Below are 23,396 nucleotides of genomic sequence, written 5' to 3'. Positions count from 1 at the left end.
TTCAGATCACATATAAAGCCATAACGGGTTCGTAAACTGTTATCCCATTACATGATTATGAGGCAACGCCATGCATCCACGTTTTCAAACCGCTTTTGCCCAACTTGCGGATAACTTGCAATCTGCACTGGAACCTATTCTGGCAGACAAGTACTTCCCCGCTTTGTTGACCGGGGAGCAAGTCTCATCGCTGAAGAGCGCAACGGGGCTGGACGAAGACGCGCTGGCATTCGCACTACTTCCGCTGGCGGCGGCCTATGCGCGTACGCCATTGTCGAATTTTAATGTTGGCGCAATTGCGCGCGGTGTGAGCGGAACCTGGTATTTCGGTGCCAATATGGAATTTATTGGTGCGACAATGCAGCAAACCGTTCATGCCGAACAAAGCGCGATCAGCCACGCCTGGTTGAGTGGTGAAAAAGCGCTTGCAGCCATCACCGTTAACTACACGCCTTGTGGTCACTGCCGTCAGTTTATGAATGAACTGAACAGCGGTCTGGATCTGCGTATTCATCTGCCGGGCCGCGAGGCACACGCGCTGCGTGACTATCTGCCGGATGCCTTTGGGCCGAAAGATCTGGAGATTAAAACGCTGCTGATGGACGAGCAGGATCACGGCTATGCGCTGACTGGTGATGCGCTTTCTCAGGCGGCGATTGCAGCGGCAAACCGTTCGCACATGCCTTACAGTAAGTCGCCAAGCGGTGTCGCGCTGGAATGTAAAGACGGTCGTATTTTCAGTGGCAGCTACGCTGAAAACGCCGCATTCAACCCGACTCTGCCACCGTTGCAGGGAGCGTTAATTCTGTTGAATCTCAAGGGTTATGATTACCCGGATATCCAGCGCGCGGTTCTGGCAGAAAAAGCCGATGCGCCGTTGATTCAGTGGGATGCCACCTCCGCAACGCTGAAAGCTCTCGGCTGTCACAGTATCGACCGAGTGCTTCTCGCTTAAGCCTGGTGCCGGATGCGGCGTGAACGCCTTGTCCGGCTTGCCAGCCCTCTCCTGGTGTCGAAATTCCCGGCAAACAGTTTGCCGTTTCTTGCGCAAAACCAGCGGGTAAAGTAGCCTGATGGAAATTTTCCTTAGATCGAGTCTCCTGCATGTTAAAGCGCGTGTTCCTCAGCCTGTTAGTCCTGATCGGCTTGCTGCTGTTGACTGTGCTCGGCCTCGATCGCTGGATGAGCTGGAAAACCGCGCCTTATATCTACGACGAATTGCAGGATCTCCCCTACCGCCAGGTCGGTGTGGTGCTCGGAACAGCAAAATATTATCGTACTGGCGTAATTAATCAGTATTATCGCTACCGCATTCAAGGAGCGATTAATGCCTATAACAGCGGTAAGGTAAATTATCTATTACTGAGCGGCGATAACGCATTGCAAAGTTATAATGAGCCGATGACCATGCGCAAAGATTTAATCGCTGCTGGTGTCGACCCATCAGATATTGTTCTCGATTACGCAGGCTTTCGTACGCTGGATTCCATCGTGCGTACACGCAAAGTTTTCGATACTAATGATTTCATTATTATCACCCAACGTTTCCACTGTGAGCGGGCATTATTTATTGCGCTGCATATGGGGATTCAGGCTCAGTGTTATGCCGTACCGTCACCGAAAGATATGCTGTCAGTACGTATTCGCGAATTTGCCGCCCGTTTCGGTGCGCTGGCTGACCTTTATATTTTTAAACGTGAACCGCGTTTTTTAGGGCCGCTGGTCCCTATTCCGGCTATGCACCAGGTGCCGGAAGATGCGCAGGGGTATCCCGCCGTCACACCCGAACAGTTACTTGAATTACAAAAGAAACAAGGAAAGTAGTTATGGATGTACAGCAGTTTTTTGTCGTTGCCGTTTTTTTCCTTATTCCGATATTTTGTTTCCGCGAAGCATGGAAAGGCTGGCGCGCAGGCGCGATTGATAAACGGGTTAAAAATGCACCGGAACCGGTGTATGTCTGGCGAGCAAAAAATCCCGGACTCTTTTTCGCTTATATGGTGGCATATATCGGCTTCGGAATTTTATCTATCGGCATGATTGTTTATCTTATTTTCTATCGTTAATATTTTCTCTTTTCTGTTAATTATTGAGAATAATTATTACTTCACTCAATAAGCTGCGGATATAACATTCTGAACCGCAGCTATTTGTGAATCCTTTCACAGTATAAATTTCCCCACGCGCATAGCCTTAATATCAGCACGCAATATTTATACTCTAAATAATTCGAGTTGCAGGAAGGCGACAAGTGAGTGAGTCCCCAGGAGCTTACATAAGTAAGTGACTGGGGTGAGCGAACGCAGACGCAGCACATGCAACTTGAAGTATGACGAGTATATTTAGCGTTCGCCTTAATTACTCATAGCATTAAGGAAGATCACATGCCGCAACAAAATTATCTGGATGAACTCACTCCGGCTTTTACGCCTTTACTGGCGATTAAAGAAGCCTCTCGCTGTTTATTATGTCATGACGCTCCCTGTAGTCAGGCTTGCCCGGCACAGACCGATCCGGGGAAATTTATTCGCTCAATCTACTTTCGTAATTTTAAAGGCGCTGCCGAGACAATTCGCGAAAATAATGCCCTCGGTGCCGTTTGTGCCAGAGTGTGCCCGACGGAGAAATTATGTCAAAGCGGTTGTACCCGTGCCGGTGTTGATACTCCCATTGATATCGGTCGCTTACAGCGTTTTGTTACTGATTTTGAACAACAAACTGGGATGGAAATTTATCAGCCCGGTACTAAAACGCTCGGCAAAGTCGCGATTATTGGCGCAGGTCCTGCCGGATTGCAGGCCAGTGTAACACTGACAAACCAAGGTTATGACGTCACGATTTATGAGAAAGAAGCGCACCCCGGTGGCTGGTTGCGTAACGGTATTCCGCAATTCCGGTTACCGCAATCAGTGCTGGATGCAGAGATCGCCCGTATTGAAAAAATGGGCGTGACCATTAAGTGCAACAACGAAGTCGGTAACACACTCACCCTTGAGCAGCTGAAAGCAGAAAACCGCGCGGTACTGGTCACCGTGGGGTTATCAAGCGGTTCCGGGCTACCGCTGTTTGAGCATAGTGACGTTGAGATTGCCGTCGACTTCCTGCAACGTGTACGACAGGCGCAAGGCGATATCAGCATTCCACAAAGCGCATTAATTATCGGCGGCGGTGATGTCGCGATGGACGTAGCCAGCACGCTGAAAGTTCTCGGCTGTCAGGCGGTAACCTGCGTAGCGCGTGAAGAGTTAGATGAGTTTCCGGCAAGCGAAAAAGAGTTTGCCAGCGCCCGGGAGCTGGGCGTTTCGATCATCGATGGATTCACGCCAGTAGCCGTGGAAGGCAATAAAGTCACGTTTAAGCATGTACGGTTACCGGGCGAACTGACGATGGCGGCAGATAAAATTATTCTCGCCGTCGGTCAGCATGCCAGACTGGATGCCTTTGCGGAGTTAGAGCCGCAGCGTAACACCATCAAAACACAAAATTATCAGACCCGCGATCCGCAAGTCTTTGCTGCTGGCGATATTGTTGAGGGTGACAAAACCGTGGTCTATGCCGTGAAAACCGGGAAAGAAGCCGCCGAGGCGATTCATCACTATTTAGAGGGAGCTTGCTCATGTTAACGAAAGATCTTTCGATTACTTTTTGCGGCGTGAAGTTTCCCAACCCGTTCTGCCTCTCTTCTTCGCCTGTAGGCAACTGCTATGAGATGTGTGCCAAAGCCTACGACACAGGTTGGGGCGGCGTGGTGTTTAAAACGATCGGCTTTTTTATCGCCAACGAAGTCTCGCCGCGTTTTGATCATCTGGTGAAAGAAGATACCGGTTTTATCGGCTTCAAAAATATGGAGCAGATTGCTGAACATCCGTTGGAAGAGAATCTGGCCGCCCTGCGTCAGCTGAAGGAAGATTACCCGGACAAAGTATTGATCGCTTCGATCATGGGGGAAAATGAGCAGCAATGGGAGGAGCTGGCGCGCCTGGTGCAAGAAGCTGGCGCGGATATGATCGAGTGTAACTTCTCCTGTCCGCAAATGACTTCTCATGCGATGGGTAGCGATGTCGGGCAAAGCCCGGAGCTGGTAGAAAAATATTGTCGGGCAGTGAAACGGGGTTCCACGCTGCCAATGCTGGCGAAGATGACGCCGAATATCGGTGATATGTGCGAAGTGGCGCTGGCGGCGAAGCGCGGCGGCGCAGATGGCATTGCGGCGATTAACACCGTTAAATCCATCACCAATATCGATCTTAATCAGAAAATCGGTATGCCGATCGTTAACGGAAAATCGAGTATTTCCGGATATTCCGGTAAAGCGGTAAAACCGATCGCCCTGCGCTTCATTCAGCAGATGCGCACCCATCCAGAACTGCGCGATTTCCCAATCAGCGGTATCGGCGGCATTGAAACCTGGGAGGATGCGGCTGAGTTTTTATTGCTCGGCGCAGCAACGTTACAGGTGACCACCGGCATCATGCAGTACGGGTATCGGATAGTGGAAGATATGGCAAGCGGGTTGTCGCATTATCTCGCCGATCAGGGATTTGATTCGCTGCAGGAGATGGTAGGTCTGGCGAATAACAATATTGTCCCGGCGGAAGATTTAGACCGCAGTTATATTGTCTATCCCCGTATCAATCTTGATAAATGTGTTGGCTGTGGACGCTGTTATATTTCCTGTTACGACGGCGGTCACCAGGCGATGGAATGGAGCGAGAAAACCCGCACACCGCATTGTAATACCGAGAAATGTGTGGGTTGTCTGCTTTGTGGTCACGTCTGCCCGGTGGGTTGTATTGAGCTCGGGGAAGTGAAGTTTAAGAAAGGCGAGAAAGAACACCCGGTAACGTTGTAAAACCAGAGACGCATCCGGCATTTGGCACCGATTGCCGGATGCAGCGCATCCGGCAATATCCACAATCACATCACTTCTTACGCGCGTATTTCAGTGAATCCAGCGCTACGGCGAAGATAATAATCGCCCCTTTGATGATGTACTGCCAGTATGGGTTTACGCCGATATACGTCAGGCCATAGTTGATGACGGTAAAAATAATTACCCCGGTCACCACGCCAATCACCGTCCCCACACCGCCGCTGAACGATACACCGCCTACCACGCACGCCGCGATAGCATCCAGCTCATACATAAAGCCGAGGTTGTTGGTGGCAGAGCCGATACGTCCGGCTTCTAACATCCCGCCAAAGGCATAGAACACGCCAGACAACGCGTAGATCATCAGCAGGTTCAGGCCGACGTTGACACCAGATACTTTTGCCGCTTCCGGGTTACCGCCAATGGCAAAAATGTTCTTACCGAAGCGGGTTTTGTTCCACAACACCCAGACGAACGCCACCGCAATCAACGCGTAGAAGGTGATGTAAGAGAGACGGAAACTCCCCAGCGCGACAAAGCCCTGAGCAAAGGTAGAGAAGCCACTGTCAAAACCAGAAATTGGCGACGCCCCGACAAAGTCGTAATAGAGCGAGTTGATGCCATAGACGATGATCATCGTGCCGAGCGTGGTAATGAACGGCGTCACGTTGAGATAAGCGATAATCAGACCGTTGATCAAACCGATCACCGCACCAATGGCACAGACAATCAGAATAACCAGCGCAATCGGCATCGTCGCCATTTCCGGGAACACTTTGTTGGCGTTATCCATGGACTGCAATAATGTCGCAGCCACCACTGCCGCCAGCCCTACCTGACGACCAGCAGAAAGATCGGTCCCCTGGGTGACAATTAACCCTGCCACACCGAGCGCGATAATAATACGCACCGATGACTGGGTGAGAATATTACTTAAGTTCAACAGACTTAAAAATGTTGGGTCCTGGAAAATAATAATCGCCAGCAAAACTAAAAGAACGACGTAAATACCGCCCTCTTTCAGGTAAGTAAGAAAACTTTTCTTATTTAACGCACTCATGGGAAGCCCCTAATCTTAAAGGTGCAAAGACGCAAGACGCAGAATTTCGTTTTGCGTTGTTGTTTTTGTATCGACAATTCCGGAAACGAGACCATTGCTCATGACCAGAATACGGTCTGTTATCCCTAACAACTCAGGCATTTCAGAGGAGATAATAATAATCCCCTTGCCTTTCTTCGCCAGTTCGGCAATTAACTGATAAATTTCAAACTTCGCCCCGACATCAATACCGCGCGTCGGTTCATCGAGCATTAATATTTCTGGTTGCGTTAGTAGCCAGCGACCAATAATCACCTTTTGCTGATTACCACCGGAGAGCGAACCAATTTGCGTCCGATGACCCGGCGTTTTTACCCGCATCGAATCAATCACCCACTGGGTATCGCTTTTCATCCGCGAGTTATCCAGTAAACCAACTTTATTTTTGTAGTTGCGAATATTGGAAATTAACGAGTTAAAACCAATATCCAGATAGGCATAAATTCCCGTTGAGCGGCGCTCCTCAGTTACCAGTGCAAATCCGTGGTTTATGGCTTCGTTGGCATTATGGTTATTGATCTGTTTGCCGTGCAACGTAATGGTGCCAGCCGATTTCTCGCGAATACCAAATAACGTCTCAACAATATCGGTACGTTTCGCCCCCACCAGCCCGGCAATACCGAGGATCTCCCCTTTATGCAGATCAAACGAGACATCGCGAATCGACGGCTGGCGCAGTGACGTTAGGTTACGCACCTCGAGGATGACTTCGCCCGGCTTGTTTTCTTTGTCAGGAAAACGCTGATTAAGAGAACGCCCAACCATCATGGCGATGATCTTGTCCATCGTCAGTCCTGCCAGCGGTTCGGTGGCGATCCACTGACCGTCGCGCAATACGGTAACTTCATCACATAACTGGAAGATTTCTTCCATTTTATGCGAGATATAAACAATACCGCAGCCGCGCTCTTTTAATTTACGAATAATAGTGAACAGATGATTGACCTCTTTTTCGGTTAACGAAGAAGTCGGTTCATCCATAATCACAATTTTCGCGTTATAGGAAAACGCTTTGGCGATTTCGATCATCTGCATTTGCGAAACGGATAATGTGCCGACGCGCGCACGCGGATCGATATCAATATCCAGTTCATCAAAAATCGCTTTGGTTTCGCGGTACATTTTGTCCTGATCGACAAACATGCCTTTGGTGGGATATCGCCCCAGCCACATGTTATCCATCACCGAACGTTGTAATACCAGGTTTAACTCCTGGTGTACCATCGAAATACCATTTTCCAGTGCTTCTTTGGCAGAATGGAAATCGATCTCTTTACCCTGGAATAAAATGGTGCCGGAGTCTTTTTGATAAATACCAAACAGGCATTTTAATAATGTCGATTTTCCTGCACCGTTTTCCCCCATTAATGCATGGATAGAATGTGGCCGGACTTTTAAATTAACGTTATCAAGTGCCTTAACACCAGGAAAGGACTTGTTGATACCGCTCATTTCCAACAAGTATTCCCCGGAAGACGGAGTCGTTGAGCTGACCATATAATTTTACCTTGTTGGCCATACAATAAGGGCGCAGTAAACGACTGCGCCCAATCAGTCTTATTTCTTGCTGAATTCAGCCAGGTTGTCTTTATCTACGCCAACATAAGGTACGCGGACCACTTTGTTGTCGATTTTCCAGTTGGTGCCATCAGCCGCACCTTTGCCATCGGCCAGGTTTTTCGCCAGATCAAAGGTCGCTTTCGCCTGGTTGTTAGCATCGTTCAGTACTGTGCCCGCCAGTGCACCGGATTTCACCAGCGCCAGCGCTTCTGGCAGCGCATCGACGCCAAACACCGGAATGCTGGACTTGTTGTGTGCTTTCAGTGCTTCTACCGCGCCCATTGCCATCGCATCGTTGTTGGCGATAACCACTTCGATTTTGTTGGCGTTCGGGCCAGACAGCCAGGCGTCCATCTTATCTTTCGCCTGAGCGGTATCCCACATAGCGGTATCTAACTGTAACTGTTCAGTTTTAATGCCTTTGTCGTTCAGCTCTTTAATCACGTAAGTGGTACGTGCTTCTGCATCCGGATGGCCCGGTTCACCTTTCAGCAATACGAATTGAATCTGACCGTCTTTGTTCAGATCCCAACCCTGATTCGCCGCCCAGTGTTTAGCAATCAAATCGCCCTGAATAATGCCGGACTCTTTGGAATCAGTGCCAACGTAGTAGGCTTTGTCGTAGCTATCCAGCGCCTTACGAGACGGTTCTTTGTTGAAGAAAACCACCGGCACGTTTTGCCCACGCGCTTTCTCAATCACCGTACCCGCAGCTGCCGGGTCAACCAGGTTGATTGCCAGTGCCTTCACCCCTTTCGCCAGCAATACGTCGATCTGATCGTTCTGCTTGGACTGGTCATTCTGAGAATCATTCATCAGCAGCTGAACATCTGGCGCGGCTTTCGCATCTTGCTCAATAGCCTTGCGCACTACAGACATAAAGTTATCGTCGTACTTATAGATTGTTACACCAATGCGAGTATCAGCAGCGTGTGCAGCGGCACCGAATAACATGCTGGCCATCACAGCAGACAGGGTTAACACCTTCTTATTCATGGTATCTCCGGTTTTTCTTATGCAGGGTAGTGCTTGAGATAAATGCTCGGCGGGGCAGTAGAGTTAATGAAGTGTTACTGAACGCCGAAGCTCACTTTTTAAAATTCGTTCTTCCATGCCCGGTAACGCTCCAGAAAACGGCTTTAATTGTTGTTATGACGCTATTACCTCGGTGAAAGTGATTATTCACTGTTACATACGGGTTACAACGTTAAAACGGTGCAATCATAGCTATCACATTGTTAAGATACTGTGAAATCACTCACAGATTGAAAGCGGTTACATCGCCTGATTTGTTGAGTTAGTGATCGTCGCCGCATTCTGGCGTGTTGCGACAGAATGGCGACGCACTAACGTCGGCATAAAACAGTGGCTGGCACGAGGATCAATATTGCCTGCTGCCCCCTGCAAGGCCAGTTCGGTGGCTAATTTCGCCATTGAAGCAATGGGATAACGCACGGTCGTTAATTGCGGGTCGGTGTAACGGGCGATGGGAATATCATCGAAACCGATGATTGAGAGATGTAACGGAATCGCAATGCCATTATCTTTTAATGCTGTCAGTGCGCCAGCGGCCATATTGTCGTTATAAGCAAATACAGCGGTAAGTTGTAGATTGCGCCCCAGCAGTTCAACCATCGCCGCCTCACCGCCCGGCATGTCCGGCGTACCAGTGCCAATCCAGCTTTCCGGCGGAATAATATCCTGCTCTTTCAACGCACTCATCCAGCCTGCTTTACGCATGGCGTCATCTTCAATGCCGTGGCTGGAAGAAAGATAACCAATACGTTGATGACCGTTATTCAGCAACATGCGCGTCGCCATTCGGGCACCGCTGAGATTATCCAGGCAAACGCAACGATGGGCGTACCCCGGCACAACGCGGTTGATTAACACCATACCGGGAATGTTATCCATAAATTGCGCCAGTTCATCGTCACTCAATGCTTTTGAGTGAACAATCAACGCATTACAACGCTGGCGAATTAACACCTCAATGGCGTGACGCTCTTTTTCCGCTTCATGATAGCTATTGCCGATTAGCACGTATTTCTGATGCTGCTGGGCGACTAGATCCACCGCTTTTACCAGCGCGCCGAAAAACGCATCAGAAACGTCCATCACCACCACGCCAATGGTGTCGCTAACCTGAGTTGCCAGCGCCTGGGCATTGGCGTTTGGCCGATAATCCAGCTCACTCACGGCTTTCATTACTGCTTCACGCGTGTCGGCACTGACCAGCGTGCTGTTATTGAGCACCCGGGAAACCGTTGCCACAGAGACGCCAGCCTGACGCGCTACATCACGAATGGTGATCATATTCACTACCTGTTATGAGATTGCAGTAAATGACTGCTTGCTGGCGGCTATTTTGTCAGCACTGAATACAGGACTTCGTGAATCGAGTCACAGCAATGGAAACGGTTACAGCCGTTTTGTTAACGAATGTGATCCAGATCGTTATCTTGATGTTTTAGATATTGCCGGTCCGGCAGCACGCAAAGTTAACTGACGCCAGAGCCATTCCACCGGCCCCTGGCGGAAGTAACGCAGCCAGATAACAGAGAAGAGGATATTCGCCAGCCATACCGGAATAACAAACGCCAGCAGCTCCAGGCGGTCAAAATGCATAAACAAACCGAGGTGGTAAAAAAGCGTGGTACAAATCAGCGTTTGCAATAGATAGTTGGTCAGCGCCATCCGTCCGACGCAGGCGATTGCCAGCACCAGCTTAAAGCGGCTTAATTGCGGCCAGAAGCCATAAAACAGCGACGCATAGCCAATCGCCTGAAACGGCGCACTCAGTTCCCGCGGCATTTGAAGTAAGAAGGCACACCAGCGATACGCCCAGTCCAGCTGCCATTGCAGGGCGATGGCAGGAAGGTTAATGGTCACCCCAATCGCCACCAGCACAAAACCAGTACGACGATAGTGACGTAAGCTGAACTGCCCTTTCAGCCAGCCGCTGCGCATCAGCGCCGCACCAATGAGCATCATCCCAGCCAGTTGCCAGCCATACTGTGCGCCCAGTGCCAGTAAACTGTTGCCAACACCATCGGCACGATTACTGATCGCATCAACGCCGCCGTGAAGCTTCCAGTATTTTTCATACAAAATAGCCGATGCATCCGGCGTCCAGGCGCGGCTGGTCTGGCTGTCGGAAATCAGCCCCAATAACAGCAAAACGCCAAGCCCCACCAGATAAAGCATGACGCCGGTATTAAACAGGCTTTTTACCGATGGCGCATCGCGCACCAGCCGCCAGCAGATTAAGCCCACCAGCCCGTAAGCCAGCAGAATATCGCCGTCCCAGAACAATAAACCGTGAATAAAGCCCAATAAGACTAACAGCGTTAACCGCGACTGGATCCAGCGTCTGCCACGGGGCAGCAACATTTGCAGGCCCGCACCAAACAGCAGCGCAAAAAGCGTGAGGAATTTCACCTGGCCGATGAGATCGAGAAATGCCCAGGTCCATGCATCCTGCGGCGTAATAGCGCCGTACCAGGCGGGATTGAGATAAGCCGCCTTTGGTAGCCCAAAGGCGCTGATGTTTAATAGCAGGATCCCCAGAATGGCGACGCCGCGAACAAAATCGAGCGTGACGTTGCGCTCCATGGTTCCTGCCTTTTAATCAGTTGTGATGACGCACAGCGCGCAGAAACTCGTGGCGCGTATTCTGACTGGATTTGAACAATCCACCAAGAGAGGTCGTTGTTGTGGCACTGGTTGCATCGCGGATGCCACGCGCCTTCACGCAGTAATGCACCGCGTCGATCGAGACAGCCACGTTATTGGTGCCCAGCAGCGTTTGTAGCGCAATAAGAATTTGCTGCGTCAGACGTTCCTGCACCTGCGGACGCTGGGCAAAGAACTGCACGATACGGTTAATTTTTGACAGACCGATCACCGAATCTTTCGGGATATAAGCCACCGTCGCTTTGCCATCGATGGTAACAAAATGGTGTTCACAGGTACTGGTCAGAGTGATATCGCGCACGGTGACCATTTCATCGACCTTCATTTTGTTTTCAATGAGGGTGATTTTCGGGAAGTTGGCGTAATCCAGACCGGAGAAAATTTCATCGACATACATTTTAGCGATGCGATGCGGCGTTTCCATCAAACTGTCATCAGCCAGGTCGAGATTCAGCAGCTGCATGATTTCGGTCATATGACCAGCAATAAGGCTTTTGCGCGTTTCGTTATCCATTTCATGCACGGGCGGGCGCAGCGGTGTTTCCAGTCCTCGCGCAACTAACGCTTCATGAACCAGGGCCGCTTCTTTACTGAGTGATGGCATTTATGATTTCTCCTGCAGGTGTGACGCCTCCGCCCTGCGTGGGGGCAAAGTTATTAAGCTGATTTACAGCCTGATTATTGTGCGTGAGGCGGCGCACATAATCCAGTATTCACAGCGATAATTATTGTAATTGCCGCTGCCTTTCATCAGCAGATGTTAAAACATCGTTATGCAAATACGGAAGTGAAAGTTACTCACAGCACATTGAATAAACGGTATGATGAAGAAATTGCAAACAACACAACAAGGAGCCACGCATGGAAATGCTCGAAGAGCACCGCTGTTTTGAAGGCTGGCAGCAACGCTGGCGACACGACTCCAGTACCTTAAACTGCCCGATGACGTTCAGTATCTTTCTCCCACCCCCTCGTGATCACACCCCGCCACCAGTGCTGTACTGGCTTTCCGGATTAACCTGCAATGACGAGAACTTCACCACCAAGGCGGGTGCCCAGCGCGTGGCGGCAGAACTGGGGATTGTACTGGTGATGCCAGACACCAGCCCGCGCGGCGAAAAGGTTGCCAACGACGATGGCTACGATTTAGGCCAGGGCGCAGGCTTTTATCTTAATGCCACGCAACCGCCGTGGGCGACGCATTACCGGATGTATGATTATCTGCGCGATGAATTACCGGCGCTGGTTCAGTCGCAATTTAATGTCAGCGACCGCTGCGCCATTAGCGGTCACTCAATGGGTGGTCACGGTGCGCTGATTATGGCGCTGAAAAATCCGGGTAAATACACCAGCGTTTCGGCCTTTGCGCCAATTGTGAATCCGTGCAGCGTCCCGTGGGGAATCAAAGCGTTTAGCAGCTATTTAGGTGAGGACAAAAATGCATGGCTGGAATGGGACAGTTGCGCGCTGATGTATGCCAGTAACGCGCAGGATGCGATCCCGACGCTTATCGATCAGGGAGATAATGATCAGTTTCTTGCCGACCAGTTGCAACCTGCGGTACTGGCAGAAGCCGCGCGCCAGAAAGCGTGGCCGATGACGCTGCGTATTCAGCCGGGATATGATCACAGTTACTACTTCATCGCCTCTTTTATAGAGGATCACCTGCGCTTCCATGCGCAGTATTTACTGAAGTGAAAGTCCGCCCGGTTCGCCGGGCATCTTCTCATCAGAAGCGATAATCCACTGCCATAAAGTAACGACGTCCGTCTTCGTTATAGCTGTAGTCGTCACGACTGAGATCCTTGTCGCCAAGGTTCAGCACGCCTGCGCGCAGTTTGACGTCTTTAGTCACCTGCCAGGCCGCGCCGGTATTCCAGATGGTATAACCGCCCGGTGTTTTAGCCGTCGCGCTGTCGGCGCGTTTCTGCCCGGTATAGTGACCAGAAACATAGAATGACCAGTCTTCCAGCGCCAGCGGTTTCCAGTCCAGCGTACCGTTAGCGGTATGGAACGGCAGATCGGATAGCGGTTTGTTTTCGCCGTTGCTGACATCACGACCATCGTTGTAGGTGTAGTTGATCGACAGTTTCCATTCATCGTTGAACGGAATTTTCAGTTCGGTTTCCACGCCCTGAATACGAGCTTTGTTAACGTTGTAGTAGCTAAATACCGGTATGCGCCGTCCGTTAGCGCCCGTCTCAAAACCAACAAAGTTTTGGTAGCCCGGTGCAGCGTTGACGTCAGACGTACGGCTGATGCTGATACGATCTTTCACATCGTTACGGAAAACGGTAACGCTGGATTCAACCCCTTCCAGCCAGCCTTCTTCACCCATGTAGTAAAGCCCCAGCTCCCAACTTTCGCTGGTTTCTGGTTTCAGATCCGGGCTACCCACAATCTTACATGCGCCACGGCAGGAATTGCTCGTCCAGTCAGGGCTAAGTTGCAACAGAGAAGGTGCTTTAAATGCCGTCGCCCAGCCCCCTTTCACCGTTACGGTGTCGGTGGCGTTATAAACCAGGTAGGCACGCGGACTCCAGTGTTCACCGTAGGTTTCGTGATCGTCCATACGCACGCCGGTCGTCAGCGCCAGCGGCTCGAAGATCCGCCATTCATCTTCCACAAACAGCGCGTACTGGCTGGCAGACGTTTTGGAGCTGGTTCCCCCGGTCAGGTTCACCGCATCGCTAAGTTTGTCGTGACGCCATTCACCGCCAACCGTGAGAAACTGATTAATCGCCGTCAGCGGCAACGTGTATTTGCCGTCGACCGTATTGCTTTCGGAAGTTATCGGGCTGCTGTTGCCAGGGTTTTTGTTCTCGACTTTCTCACCGTAGTATTTCAGTTCGCTGGTGCCGTAATCCCAACGCCCATTATGGCTGACGGAGTAGTTCTGGCGTTCCAGGCGGTTTTTGTCCAGCGAGTCGGAATCACGATCCTGACGGTCGAAACCGTATCCGGCAGTAAAATCGTGATTTTGATTCGGTGTCCAGGCAAATTCGACATTGCCGTCGCGGCTGGAGAATCCTTCAATACGCGGCGTTTCTCCGGTATCGGTGGTCGTTGAGTTTTGCGGGTCATCCTTTTCACGTTTTGCCAGGCTGCCGTAAGCTTTCATTCCCAGCACACCATCAATTAATGGTCCACTGGTAAAGAACTGACCGTTATAGGTATCACCGCGATCGCGATGTTCCTGAATGGTGGTATCGACGGTAACGGTACCCGACCATTTCTGACCGATTTTTTTGGTGATGATATTCACTACACCGCCGAGCGCATCGGAGCCGTATAGCGACGACATCGGGCCACGAACCACTTCAATACGTTCGATGGAATCGACCGGGATCCAGTTCAGATCGAAATCATTGTGGCGGAAGACGGCATTGCGGGAGTTAACGCGTTTACCGTCGACGAGAATCAGGGTGTAGCTGCTGTCCAGACCACGAATACTAACGCCCTTACGGTTATCCCCTTCGTTCGTCAGTTGTACGCCAGGCACTTCTTTGAGGACATCCTTCAGATTCTGTACCGGTTTTCGCTGCAGGTCTTCCTGGGTAATGACGCTGATACTGGCGGGTGCATCTTTGAGGTTTTGTTCAACGGAAGATGCAGTGACAACCATCGTTTCGCCATCATCATCGACCGCTAACACAGGCCATGCACAAGAAATAGCGGACAAACACAGCCCGACCCGTACGAAAGGGTTCAACCTAAACATTCCATATCTCCATGAGGTAACTACGAAAATAAAATGGGTTATCGCTCACATCTTCTTCACGTCCCCTTGCGTACGGCAGCATCGCGGTGGACTTATTTGTATGCAGGTGATCATCCCAGAAAGCCGGAACAGCCTCTGATTTGTCAGCCTTTTTTGATTGCGGCGTAACGATAATGCAAACGATAACAATTATCAATCCAAATGTTAAATTTTATATCCGCATGATTTGTCAGGGAAATGGAATTGAAAAAGCCCTCTCGGTTGAGAGGGCTTAGCAAGGAAGGGAGGAAACTTATTTCTTATCGTTCTGCGGGAACTTCATTTCGCTGTAACGTACGAAGTGAGTTCCTTTAATCAGCTTGTAGCCGAACCAAATAATCAGGAACAGCGGGATACCAATATACGTTGCCGCTACGCCGCCCCAGTCAATGGTATCTTTCAGGAACGCTTCGTAGTTCTGGCCCAAAGTGATAATCAGACACAGAATGAATGCGAAGATCGGCCCCAGTGGGAAGAAACCTGAACGGTACGGCAGATCGTTAATGTCGTGTCCCTGCAATACGTAACCGCGACGGAAGCGATAGTGGCTAATGGCAATCCCCAGCCAGGCGATAAAACCCGTCATCCCGGAGGTGTTCAGCAGCCACAGGTATACCGTCTGGTTGCCAAACATGGAGGTCAGGAAGCACAGACCGGCAATCACCGTCGTCGCATACAGCGCATTACGCGGCACGCCACCACGCGACAGTTTAGCGAAAATGCGCGGCGCTTTACCGTCACACGCCAGGGTGTACAGCATACGAGTAGACGCATACATACCGGAGTTACCCGCTGACAGCACCGCCGTCAGAATAACTGCGTTCATCACCGCCGCCGCAGAGAGCAGACCCGCGTGCTGGAACACCAGGGTGAACGGACTAACGCTGATGTCTTTAACATCGTTACGCAGCAGGCTCGGATCGGTGTACGGAATAATCAGGCTGATAATCAGGATCGCGAACACATAGAACAACAGGATTCGCCAGAACACCTGACGTACCGCGCGTGGAATGTTTTTCGCCGGATCTTCGGACTCGCCTGCAGCAATACCGATCAGCTCGGTTCCCTGGAAAGAGAAGCCGACAATCATAGCTACGCCGATCATCGCCGCAAAACCACCAGCAAACGGCGCTTCGCCGATTGTCCAGTTGCTCCAGCCCGCAGGCTGCGCGCCTTTGAAGATACCGATAATCATCAGCACGCCAACGATGATAAAGACAATAACTGTCGTGACTTTGATCAGTGAGAACCAGTATTCCGCTTCACCAAAGCCACGAACTGAGATGTAGTTCAGCAGGAAGATAACGCCGAGGAACAACGCACTCCAGATCCAGCCCGGTGTATCCGGGAACCACCAGCTCATGACCAGCTGAGCTGCAACCAGGTCAACGGCGATAGTCACCGCCCAGTTGTACCAGTAGTTCCAGCCCAGCGCGAAGCCAAAGCCTTCTTCAACATAGTTCTGACCGTAAGTGGCAAACGAACCGGAAACCGGCATATATGCAGCCAGTTCACCGAGACTGGTCATCAGGAAGTAAACCATCAGGCCAATCAGCATATACGAGAGCAATGCCCCGCCCGGACCTGCCTGAGAAATCGTTGCGCCAGAGGCAACAAAAAGACCTGTACCGATGGAACCGCCAATGGCAATCATCGTCAGGTGACGCGCCTTTAATTCACGGCGTAAGCCCGGCGCTTCTGTGGTTTTAGTTTCGGAAACCATACAAAAATGCTATCCATCTTAAAAATGAGGCGCGATTGTAGCAGACGATTGGCAATCCTTCCGGCAGAAATACACGGTTATAAGACACCTTCATGATCGCCCAGGGATTATAAGTAAAGCAGCCAATCTCTTTTCTGGCGAATGCATGCTGAGGGCGCTGCGTCACGAAATCGACACAGCACCAGCATGTTCTTGTACAGCAACTTAACGCGGTACATTCGCGGGATCGCAATAGTCCAGAAAGCGCCGTAGCGCGTTGGAAAGGTGTTTTTGCCGATGATGTATACGCCACAACGTACGCATCAGGCGCGGCAGAGGGACCGCAACTTCACTTAATGTGCCTGCCTGCAATTGATCTTCAATCACCCGTCGCGACAGGCAACTAATTCCCAACCCATGACGCACCGCATGTTTGATTGCCTCGGAGTTACCTAATTCCATCGCCATCTCAAACTTCGGTAAATGTGACAGCAATAGATAATCGACAATCTCCCGCGTGCCGGAACCGCGTTCACGCAGGATCCACGGCGCAGCGGCCAGCTGCTCTAAGGTGACCGGACCACGGGCCAACGGCGAAGTCGGCGCGGCGAAAACCACCAGCTCGTCTTCCAGCCACGGTTCAGAAATAATTTCAGTGCTGTGGCACGGTCCTTCAATAAAACCAATATCAACGCGGAAATCCAGCACCGCTTGCATCACGTCCTGGCTGTTCCCAACGCTAAGTTCAATCGGCAACTGCGGATAATCATGGCGATAACGGGCGATAACTGCAGGCAGAATGTAGTTACCGATGGTACTACTGGCATAGATACGAATCGCGCCGTTGTCTTCGCGAAACAGTTGTTCGATTTCAACCGCCTGTTCAAGCAATGCCAACGCACGCGGATAGAGCAGCCGCCCGTGTTCATTAACAACCAGTCTTTTCCCCACGCGATCAAACAGTTGCACGCCAAGCTGCCCTTCCAGGTCGGTCAAGGCTGCGCTCACTGCTGATTGCGACAACGCCAGCATCACCGACGCCTGGGTGGTTGATCCACTTTTCAATACTTCTGCAAAAACTTCCAACTGCCGGAGGGTGATGTGCATAGTCGCTTACCACTTATAAAGATTAATTATAAATATATAATCAATTTTATTTTTAAACCAGTTAGTCGTAACCTTATGCCCGGTTAAAGGAGAGGGTTATGACGAATATCACCTTACAGAAACAACATCGTACACTGTGGCATTTTATTCCGGGGTTAGCCCTGAGTGCAGTTATCACCGGGGTCGCCCTGTGGGGTGGTTCCATTCCCGCGGTTGCGGGTGCCGGGTTTAGTGCCCTCACCCTCGCAATCTTGTTGGGGATGGTTTTAGGCAACACCATCTATCCGCACATCTGGAAAAGCTGTGACGGTGGTGTGCTGTTTGCCAAGCAATATTTATTACGTCTGGGTATCATTCTTTATGGCTTCCGTCTGACGTTCTCGCAAATTGCCGATGTCGGTATCAGTGGGATCATCATTGACGTGCTGACGCTGTCCAGTACCTTCCTGCTGGCTTGCTTCCTGGGGCAGAAAGTGTTTGGTCTGGATAAGCACACCAGCTGGTTGATCGGTGCCGGTAGCAGTATCTGTGGTGCTGCCGCGGTACTGGCGACTGAGCCGGTAGTGAAAGCGGAAGCCAGTAAAGTAACCGTGGCTGTTGCAACCGTTGTTATCTTCGGGACCGTCGCGATTTTCCTCTACCCGGCGATATATCCGCTGATGTCTCAATGGTTTAGTCCGGAAACTTTCGGTATCTACATTGGTTCTACTGTGCACGAAGTGGCGCAGGTGGTGGCGGCAGGTCATGCCATCAGCCCGGATGCGGAAAACGCAGCAGTTATTTCCAAAATGCTGCGCGTGATGATGCTGGCTCCGTTCCTCATCCTGCTGGCGGCGCGTGTTAAACAGCTGTCTGGGGCGAACAGCGGCGAGAAAAGCAAAATCACTATTCCGTGGTTTGCCATATTGTTCATCGTCGTTGCCATCTTTAACTCGTTCCACCTGTTACCGCAGAGCGTGGTGAACATGCTGGTAACGCTGGATACCTTCCTGCTGGCAATGGCGATGGCGGCGCTGGGTCTGACCACTCACGTCAGCGCGCTGAAAAAAGCCGGGGCGAAACCTCTGCTGATGGCACTGGTACTGTTTGCCTGGCTGATTGTTGGTGGTGGTGCGATTAACTATGTGATTCAAAGCGTCATCGCATAAACCACTACATCTTGCTCCTGTTAACCCGCTATCATTACCGTTTTCCTCCAGCGGGTTTAACAGGAGTCCTCGCATGAAATACATTGGAGCGCACGTTAGTGCTGCTGGCGGTCTGGCAAATGCCGCAATTCGCGCCGCCGAAATCGACGCAACCGCGTTTGCCTTGTTCACCAAAAACCAACGTCAGTGGCGTGCCGCACCGCTCACGACGCAAACCATCGATGAATTCAAAGCGGCCTGTGAAAAATATCACTACACATCGGCGCAAATTCTTCCCCACGACAGCTATCTGATTAACCTCGGACATCCGGTCACTGAAGCTCTGGAAAAATCGCGCGATGCCTTTATAGATGAAATGCAGCGTTGCGAACAACTGGGGCTTTCTTTGCTCAACTTCCACCCTGGCAGCCATCTGATGCAGATTTCAGAAGAGGATTGCCTTGCGCGTATTGCCGAATCCATCAACATTGCGCTGGATAAAACTCAAGGTGTAACAGCGGTGATTGAAAACACCGCCGGTCAGGGCAGTAACTTAGGGTTTAAATTCGAACATCTCGCGGCGATTATCGACGGCGTGGAAGATAAATCCCGTGTCGGCGTCTGCATTGATACCTGCCATGCTTTCGCTGCCGGGTATGATTTGCGTACTCCAGCCGAATGCGAGAAAACGTTCGCGGATTTTGCCCGTATTGTTGGCTTTAAGTATCTGCGCGGGATGCACCTTAACGATGCGAAAAGCACCTTTGGCAGCCGCGTTGACCGCCATCATAGCCTCGGTGAAGGCAATATCGGTCATGATGCGTTCCGCTGGATCATGCAGGACGACCGTTTCGACGGCATTCCGCTGATCCTTGAAACCATCAACCCGGATATCTGGGCAGAAGAGATCGCCTGGCTGAAAGCGCAACAAACTGAAAAAGCGGTGGCCTGATCGATGAACGACAGGGAAAAGCAGATTCTTAAAATTTTACGGCGTAACCCGCTGATTCAACAGAATGAAATCGCCGATATTCTGCAAATCAGCCGCTCACGTGTTGCCGCTCATATTATGGATTTGATGCGCAAGGGTTTGATTAAAGGCAAAGGATATATCCTTACCGAGCAGGATTACTGTGTGGTTGTGGGTGCAATCAATATGGATATTCGCGGAATGGCGGATATCCGTTACCCGCAAGCAGCCTCTCATCCAGGTTCTGTTCACTGTTCCGCAGGCGGCGTCGGACGTAATATCGCGCATAACCTGGCTCTGCTTGGTCGGGATGTGCATTTAATATCAGCTATTGGCAACGATTTTTACGGCGAGACATTACTGGAAGAAACGCGCCGCGCGGGCGTGAACGTTTCAAACTGCATTCGTCTGCATGGACACAGCACTGCAACTTATCTCGCTATCGCTAATAAGCAGGAAGAAACTATCCTGGCAATCAATGACACACATATTCTGCAACAGCTAACGCCTCAACTGCTCAATACTTCACGGGACTTGATTCGCCATGCTGGTGTGGTGCTGGCTGATTGTAATCTCACACCTGAAGCCCTGGAGTGGGTCTTTACCATTGCTGATGAAATTCCGATGTTTGTCGATACCGTTTCCGAATTTAAAGCGAACAAAGTAAAAAACTGGTACAGCCGGATCCACACTCTGAAACCAACACAAAATGAACTGGAAATTTTGTGGGGGCAACCGATTAAAGACGACAACGATCGCATCAGAGCTGTAAATTCGCTGCATCAACAAGGTGTTAAACGCATTTTTGTTTATCTGAAAGATGAATCTGTATTTTGCAGCGATAAGGATGGAGAACAATTTTTGCTGACCGCGCCAGCGCATACGACAGTAGACAGTTTTGGTGCTGACGATGGTTTTATGGCGGGCTTGGTATATAGCTTTCTTGAAGGATACAGTTTCCGCGACAGCGCCCGTTTTGCGGTAGCCTGCGCGGCAATTTCGCGCGCCAGCGGCAGCTTAAACAACCCTACCCTGTCTGCCGATAACGCGCTTTCATTAGTGCCAATGGTGTAACAATGTTGCCGGATTCGACGCTTGACCGCATCTTATCCGGCTCATAAATTGCGCACTACGCTAAACCAATAAAGAATCCTGCAATAGTAGCACTCATCAGGTTAGAAAGTGTCGCCGCCGCCAGCGCGCGTAAACCAAGTTGGGCGATTTCCGGCGCACGGTGTGGCGCAACCGCAGAAAACGCCCCCACCACCACCCCGATAGAACCAAAGTTAGCGAAACCGCACAACGCGAAAGAAATAATCGCCACGGTTTTAGCATCCAGAGTGCCACCCGTTTGCAGATATGGCGAGAAATTGAGATAAGCGACAAATTCATTGATCGCCAGCTTCTGCCCAATCAAACTCCCGGCAAGATTTGCATCACTCCAGTCAACCCCCATCACCCACGCCAATGGGGCCAACAGGTAACCTAAAATGGACTCCAGCGAGGCATGTGCAAAACCAAACCAGCCGCCAACGCCGCCGATAATACCATTAATTAACGCAATGATGGCGACAAATGCCATAACAACTGTCGCTACACCGGCGGCGATTTTCAGCCCGGTCATTGCCCCTGTCGCAGCGGCTTCAATAATGCTTTTTGGCGGTGTTTCGGTGAAAGAGAGGTTATTAAAGGAAACCTGCGAAGATTCCGTAGCCGGGCTTAACAGGCGGGCAAACAAGATCCCGCCTGGGATCGCCATTAACGATGCCGCCAGCAAATATTCCACAGGTACGCCCAGGGCGGCGTAACCAATCATTGTCGAACCAGCAATCGAGGCCATGCCACTACAAATCGCTGTAAATAATTCATTGCGATTCAGACGATCGATAAAGGGTTTGACGATTGCCGGAATTTCGTTTTGCCCGAGGAAAATGGTAGTGACCGCGACGAATGACTCGATCTTGCTGATATTTAACGCTTTCTGGAAGATACCGCCGAGAATGCGAATTAAAATCCCCATCACACCGATGTAGTAGAGAATACTCACCAGTGCTGTAACGAAGATAATTGCCGGTAATACTCTGAAACCAAAGATAAATCCTGCGCCATCAAACAGCGTGTCCATTTTCGGCCCGACCAGCGAACCGAAGATAAATGCGCTACCCGCGTCGCTGTACGCCATCACTTTATGCACGCCAAAAGCGACTTTTTCAGCGACCCAACGCCCTGGCGGTAACCAAAGCATAATGCCGCCAATCACAACCTGTAACACTAACGCCGCGCCAACGGTACGCAGGCTGATCTTCTTCTTGTTTACTGACAGCAAAAATGCAATTGCCAGCAATACCACCATTCCCAGAACACTTCTCATGACATCCATAGTGATTATCTCTTCATGTCATATTGGGCGACGGCTTTCTGCCCATCAGAAATAGCCGGGCCTGCATCTTGCGCTATCGGCCCGGCTTGTTATCAACGCTTAATGGGTTTTGATGTAGCCGCGCACGCACTCTTCGACTAAGCCCCAGAACCAGTCGGTATCAATAGTGATGCCGACTTTGGTATTGGCGGGCTTGCCAAGAACGCCCAGCTCGTCGCAGACGGTGCGCCCATAGCAAGGGCCACTGTTGACGTCCACTTCGACGTACATCTCCTGGGTTTTAATGCCATCAGGGTTAATCAGATAACCGATGCAGGTGGCGTCGTGCACCGGGCCGCCAGCCAGGCCGTAGTTTTCGAACTGCGTTTTGAGAGTGAAGTTCATGATGTCGCTGAACAGCTCTCCGGCAGGGCCGCCTGCCCTTTCCATCCGAGCAATCACGTCCGGGGTGCAAACGGTCTGGTTGGTGAGATCGAGGCCCATCATCACTAATGGAACGCCAGAGGTGAACACCACGCGGGCTGCTTCCGGGTCAGCAAAGATGTTGAACTCGGCAGATGGCGTGAAGTTGCCTGTACCGTAAGCGCCGCCCATTAGCACAATTTCACGGATTTTGGGCAGGATCGCGGGTTGCATACGCATTGCCACCGCGATATTTGAAAGCGGACCAACCGGCACCAGAGTGATATCGCCATCGCTTGCCATCAGGGTATCAATGATGTATTTCACCGCGTGGGTACTTTCTGCCTGGCGGGTCAGCGGCTCGAATACCGGGCCATCCAGTCCGGTTTCACCGTGAATATTATCGGCAACGATTTGTTGACGCATAATGGGTTGCGGCATCCCCGCATAAACCGGAACATTAATCTCCAGTTTCTGGCAAACATTCAGGCCATTAATTAATGTTTTATCAAGCGTCTGATTACCCGCTACAATAGTGATGCCTAATAAATCTATTGCCGGATGTTTCGCCGCCATCATTATAGCAATAGCATCATCATGACCCGGATCACAATCCAGAATAATTTTTCTCTTTTCCATTGTTTATTTCCTCTGTTTCCAGTTGCGTTATTTTTTCTACAGCAAAGAAAATGCGACCGGGCCGATGATTGAATCTTACCA

The 23,396-nt window shown here is 50.7% G+C and carries 20 protein-coding genes; 9 read left to right on the top strand and 11 right to left on the bottom strand.

From position 1 onward, the window contains the following. Positions 1 to 70: 70 nt before the first annotated feature. From cdd to preA, 5 genes are all read left to right on the top strand, one after another. Complete coding sequence (gene cdd, locus HGD79_RS24005; RefSeq protein ID WP_032259246.1) at positions 71 to 955, top strand: cytidine deaminase; 885 nt, start codon at positions 71 to 73, stop codon at positions 953 to 955. A gap of 149 nt (positions 956 to 1,104) precedes the next feature. Next, entirely contained in the window at positions 1,105 to 1,824 is a 720-nt protein-coding gene (gene sanA / locus HGD79_RS24000; protein WP_000920064.1) for an outer membrane permeability protein SanA, read from the top strand. 2 nt (positions 1,825 to 1,826) lie between these two features. Further along, positions 1,827 to 2,066, top strand: coding sequence for a DUF2542 family protein (locus HGD79_RS23995; RefSeq protein WP_000383096.1), 240 nt, complete (start codon positions 1,827 to 1,829; stop codon positions 2,064 to 2,066). 318 nt (positions 2,067 to 2,384) lie between these two features. Next, positions 2,385 to 3,623 carry an NAD-dependent dihydropyrimidine dehydrogenase subunit PreT gene (preT, locus tag HGD79_RS23990; RefSeq protein ID WP_001136361.1) on the top strand — a complete coding sequence of 413 codons (1,239 nt, stop codon included), beginning with the start codon at positions 2,385 to 2,387 and terminating at the stop codon, positions 3,621 to 3,623. Beyond that, positions 3,617 to 4,852 (top strand): NAD-dependent dihydropyrimidine dehydrogenase subunit PreA, encoded by a 1,236-nt coding sequence (preA, locus tag HGD79_RS23985; RefSeq protein WP_000956043.1) that lies wholly within the window; start codon positions 3,617 to 3,619, stop codon positions 4,850 to 4,852. The genes preT and preA overlap by 7 nt, the downstream gene beginning before the upstream one ends. Before the next feature lie 70 nt (positions 4,853 to 4,922). On the opposite strand, the gene mglC is transcribed toward preA, so the two are convergent. The 6 genes from mglC to folE all read right to left on the bottom strand — a co-directional run bounded on the left by mglC (position 4,923) and on the right by folE (position 11,832). Further along, positions 4,923 to 5,933, bottom strand: a complete 1,011-nt coding sequence (mglC, locus tag HGD79_RS23980; RefSeq protein WP_001275118.1) for a galactose/methyl galactoside ABC transporter permease MglC — start codon at positions 5,931 to 5,933, stop codon at positions 4,923 to 4,925. Between the two features lie 15 nt (positions 5,934 to 5,948). Beyond that, positions 5,949 to 7,469 (bottom strand): galactose/methyl galactoside ABC transporter ATP-binding protein MglA, encoded by a 1,521-nt coding sequence (gene mglA, locus HGD79_RS23975; RefSeq protein WP_000255039.1) that lies wholly within the window; start codon positions 7,467 to 7,469, stop codon positions 5,949 to 5,951. 60 nt (positions 7,470 to 7,529) lie between these two features. After that, a complete protein-coding gene (mglB, locus tag HGD79_RS23970; RefSeq protein ID WP_001036964.1) occupies positions 7,530 to 8,528 on the bottom strand; it encodes a galactose/glucose ABC transporter substrate-binding protein MglB in 999 nt (332 codons plus the stop codon). A 279-nt stretch (positions 8,529 to 8,807) separates the two neighbouring features. After that, positions 8,808 to 9,848: an HTH-type transcriptional regulator GalS gene (gene galS / locus HGD79_RS23965; protein ID WP_000628660.1), complete on the bottom strand. Its 1,041-nt coding sequence runs from the start codon at positions 9,846 to 9,848 to the stop codon at positions 8,808 to 8,810. A 141-nt stretch (positions 9,849 to 9,989) separates the two neighbouring features. Continuing rightward, positions 9,990 to 11,147, bottom strand: a complete 1,158-nt coding sequence (gene yeiB, locus HGD79_RS23960) for a DUF418 domain-containing protein YeiB (protein ID WP_000440894.1) — start codon at positions 11,145 to 11,147, stop codon at positions 9,990 to 9,992. Between the two features lie 16 nt (positions 11,148 to 11,163). Further along, on the bottom strand, positions 11,164 to 11,832 hold the full coding sequence (gene folE / locus HGD79_RS23955) for a GTP cyclohydrolase I FolE (RefSeq protein ID WP_001139613.1): 669 nt from the start codon (positions 11,830 to 11,832) through the stop codon (positions 11,164 to 11,166). Positions 11,833 to 12,089: 257 nt separating this feature from the next. Between folE and yeiG the strand changes: the two genes are divergently transcribed. After that, the gene (gene yeiG / locus HGD79_RS23950) at positions 12,090 to 12,926 is read left to right on the top strand and encodes an S-formylglutathione hydrolase (protein ID WP_000425438.1); all 837 of its coding nucleotides are present in this window, start codon (positions 12,090 to 12,092) and stop codon (positions 12,924 to 12,926) included. Between the two features lie 31 nt (positions 12,927 to 12,957). Here the strand turns inward: yeiG and cirA are convergent, their stop codons facing one another. The 3 genes from cirA to yieE form a co-directional block, all read right to left on the bottom strand. Then, positions 12,958 to 14,949 (bottom strand): catecholate siderophore receptor CirA, encoded by a 1,992-nt coding sequence (gene cirA, locus HGD79_RS23945; RefSeq protein ID WP_000489247.1) that lies wholly within the window; start codon positions 14,947 to 14,949, stop codon positions 12,958 to 12,960. A 292-nt stretch (positions 14,950 to 15,241) separates the two neighbouring features. Next, positions 15,242 to 16,711 carry a lysine-specific permease gene (gene lysP, locus HGD79_RS23940; protein WP_000253273.1) on the bottom strand — a complete coding sequence of 490 codons (1,470 nt, stop codon included), beginning with the start codon at positions 16,709 to 16,711 and terminating at the stop codon, positions 15,242 to 15,244. A 204-nt stretch (positions 16,712 to 16,915) separates the two neighbouring features. Then, the gene (gene yieE, locus HGD79_RS23935) at positions 16,916 to 17,797 is read right to left on the bottom strand and encodes a DNA-binding transcriptional regulator YeiE (RefSeq protein WP_000548294.1); all 882 of its coding nucleotides are present in this window, start codon (positions 17,795 to 17,797) and stop codon (positions 16,916 to 16,918) included. Between the two features lie 98 nt (positions 17,798 to 17,895). Between yieE and HGD79_RS23930 the strand changes: the two genes are divergently transcribed. From HGD79_RS23930 to HGD79_RS23920, 3 genes are all read left to right on the top strand, one after another. Next, positions 17,896 to 18,945, top strand: coding sequence for a YeiH family protein (locus HGD79_RS23930; RefSeq protein ID WP_000182053.1), 1,050 nt, complete (start codon positions 17,896 to 17,898; stop codon positions 18,943 to 18,945). Between the two features lie 73 nt (positions 18,946 to 19,018). Further along, the gene (gene nfo, locus HGD79_RS23925) at positions 19,019 to 19,876 is read left to right on the top strand and encodes a deoxyribonuclease IV (RefSeq protein WP_000873890.1); all 858 of its coding nucleotides are present in this window, start codon (positions 19,019 to 19,021) and stop codon (positions 19,874 to 19,876) included. A 3-nt stretch (positions 19,877 to 19,879) separates the two neighbouring features. After that, positions 19,880 to 20,968 (top strand): sugar kinase, encoded by a 1,089-nt coding sequence (locus HGD79_RS23920; RefSeq protein WP_000999819.1) that lies wholly within the window; start codon positions 19,880 to 19,882, stop codon positions 20,966 to 20,968. A gap of 55 nt (positions 20,969 to 21,023) precedes the next feature. Here the strand turns inward: HGD79_RS23920 and HGD79_RS23915 are convergent, their stop codons facing one another. Next, positions 21,024 to 22,274: a NupC/NupG family nucleoside CNT transporter gene (locus HGD79_RS23915; RefSeq protein WP_000382941.1), complete on the bottom strand. Its 1,251-nt coding sequence runs from the start codon at positions 22,272 to 22,274 to the stop codon at positions 21,024 to 21,026. Between the two features lie 99 nt (positions 22,275 to 22,373). Continuing rightward, positions 22,374 to 23,315 (bottom strand): ribosylpyrimidine nucleosidase, encoded by a 942-nt coding sequence (gene rihB / locus HGD79_RS23910; protein WP_000415429.1) that lies wholly within the window; start codon positions 23,313 to 23,315, stop codon positions 22,374 to 22,376. Positions 23,316 to 23,396: the final 81 nt, after the last annotated feature.

This window comes from Escherichia sp. SCLE84, assembly GCF_012584495.1.
Taxonomy (GTDB): domain Bacteria; phylum Pseudomonadota; class Gammaproteobacteria; order Enterobacterales; family Enterobacteriaceae; genus ECMA0423.
This window is presented reverse-complemented; position numbering and strand designations above follow the sequence as displayed.

What these genes read in the sequence shown, in the direction of transcription:
- cdd (WP_032259246.1), top strand. Translation starts at nt 71, where the DNA reads ATGCATCCACGTTTTCAAACCGCTTTTGCCCAACTTGCGGATAACTTG.
- sanA (WP_000920064.1), top strand. Translation starts at nt 1,105, where the DNA reads ATGTTAAAGCGCGTGTTCCTCAGCCTGTTAGTCCTGATCGGCTTGCTG.
- HGD79_RS23995 (WP_000383096.1), top strand. Translation starts at nt 1,827, where the DNA reads ATGGATGTACAGCAGTTTTTTGTCGTTGCCGTTTTTTTCCTTATTCCG.
- preT (WP_001136361.1), top strand. Translation starts at nt 2,385, where the DNA reads ATGCCGCAACAAAATTATCTGGATGAACTCACTCCGGCTTTTACGCCT.
- preA (WP_000956043.1), top strand. Translation starts at nt 3,617, where the DNA reads ATGTTAACGAAAGATCTTTCGATTACTTTTTGCGGCGTGAAGTTTCCC.
- mglC (WP_001275118.1), bottom strand. Translation starts at nt 5,933, where the DNA reads ATGAGTGCGTTAAATAAGAAAAGTTTTCTTACTTACCTGAAAGAGGGC.
- mglA (WP_000255039.1), bottom strand. Translation starts at nt 7,469, where the DNA reads ATGGTCAGCTCAACGACTCCGTCTTCCGGGGAATACTTGTTGGAAATG.
- mglB (WP_001036964.1), bottom strand. Translation starts at nt 8,528, where the DNA reads ATGAATAAGAAGGTGTTAACCCTGTCTGCTGTGATGGCCAGCATGTTA.
- galS (WP_000628660.1), bottom strand. Translation starts at nt 9,848, where the DNA reads ATGATCACCATTCGTGATGTAGCGCGTCAGGCTGGCGTCTCTGTGGCA.
- yeiB (WP_000440894.1), bottom strand. Translation starts at nt 11,147, where the DNA reads ATGGAGCGCAACGTCACGCTCGATTTTGTTCGCGGCGTCGCCATTCTG.
- folE (WP_001139613.1), bottom strand. Translation starts at nt 11,832, where the DNA reads ATGCCATCACTCAGTAAAGAAGCGGCCCTGGTTCATGAAGCGTTAGTT.
- yeiG (WP_000425438.1), top strand. Translation starts at nt 12,090, where the DNA reads ATGGAAATGCTCGAAGAGCACCGCTGTTTTGAAGGCTGGCAGCAACGC.
- cirA (WP_000489247.1), bottom strand. Translation starts at nt 14,949, where the DNA reads ATGTTTAGGTTGAACCCTTTCGTACGGGTCGGGCTGTGTTTGTCCGCT.
- lysP (WP_000253273.1), bottom strand. Translation starts at nt 16,711, where the DNA reads ATGGTTTCCGAAACTAAAACCACAGAAGCGCCGGGCTTACGCCGTGAA.
- yieE (WP_000548294.1), bottom strand. Translation starts at nt 17,797, where the DNA reads ATGCACATCACCCTCCGGCAGTTGGAAGTTTTTGCAGAAGTATTGAAA.
- HGD79_RS23930 (WP_000182053.1), top strand. Translation starts at nt 17,896, where the DNA reads ATGACGAATATCACCTTACAGAAACAACATCGTACACTGTGGCATTTT.
- nfo (WP_000873890.1), top strand. Translation starts at nt 19,019, where the DNA reads ATGAAATACATTGGAGCGCACGTTAGTGCTGCTGGCGGTCTGGCAAAT.
- HGD79_RS23920 (WP_000999819.1), top strand. Translation starts at nt 19,880, where the DNA reads ATGAACGACAGGGAAAAGCAGATTCTTAAAATTTTACGGCGTAACCCG.
- HGD79_RS23915 (WP_000382941.1), bottom strand. Translation starts at nt 22,274, where the DNA reads ATGGATGTCATGAGAAGTGTTCTGGGAATGGTGGTATTGCTGGCAATT.
- rihB (WP_000415429.1), bottom strand. Translation starts at nt 23,315, where the DNA reads ATGGAAAAGAGAAAAATTATTCTGGATTGTGATCCGGGTCATGATGAT.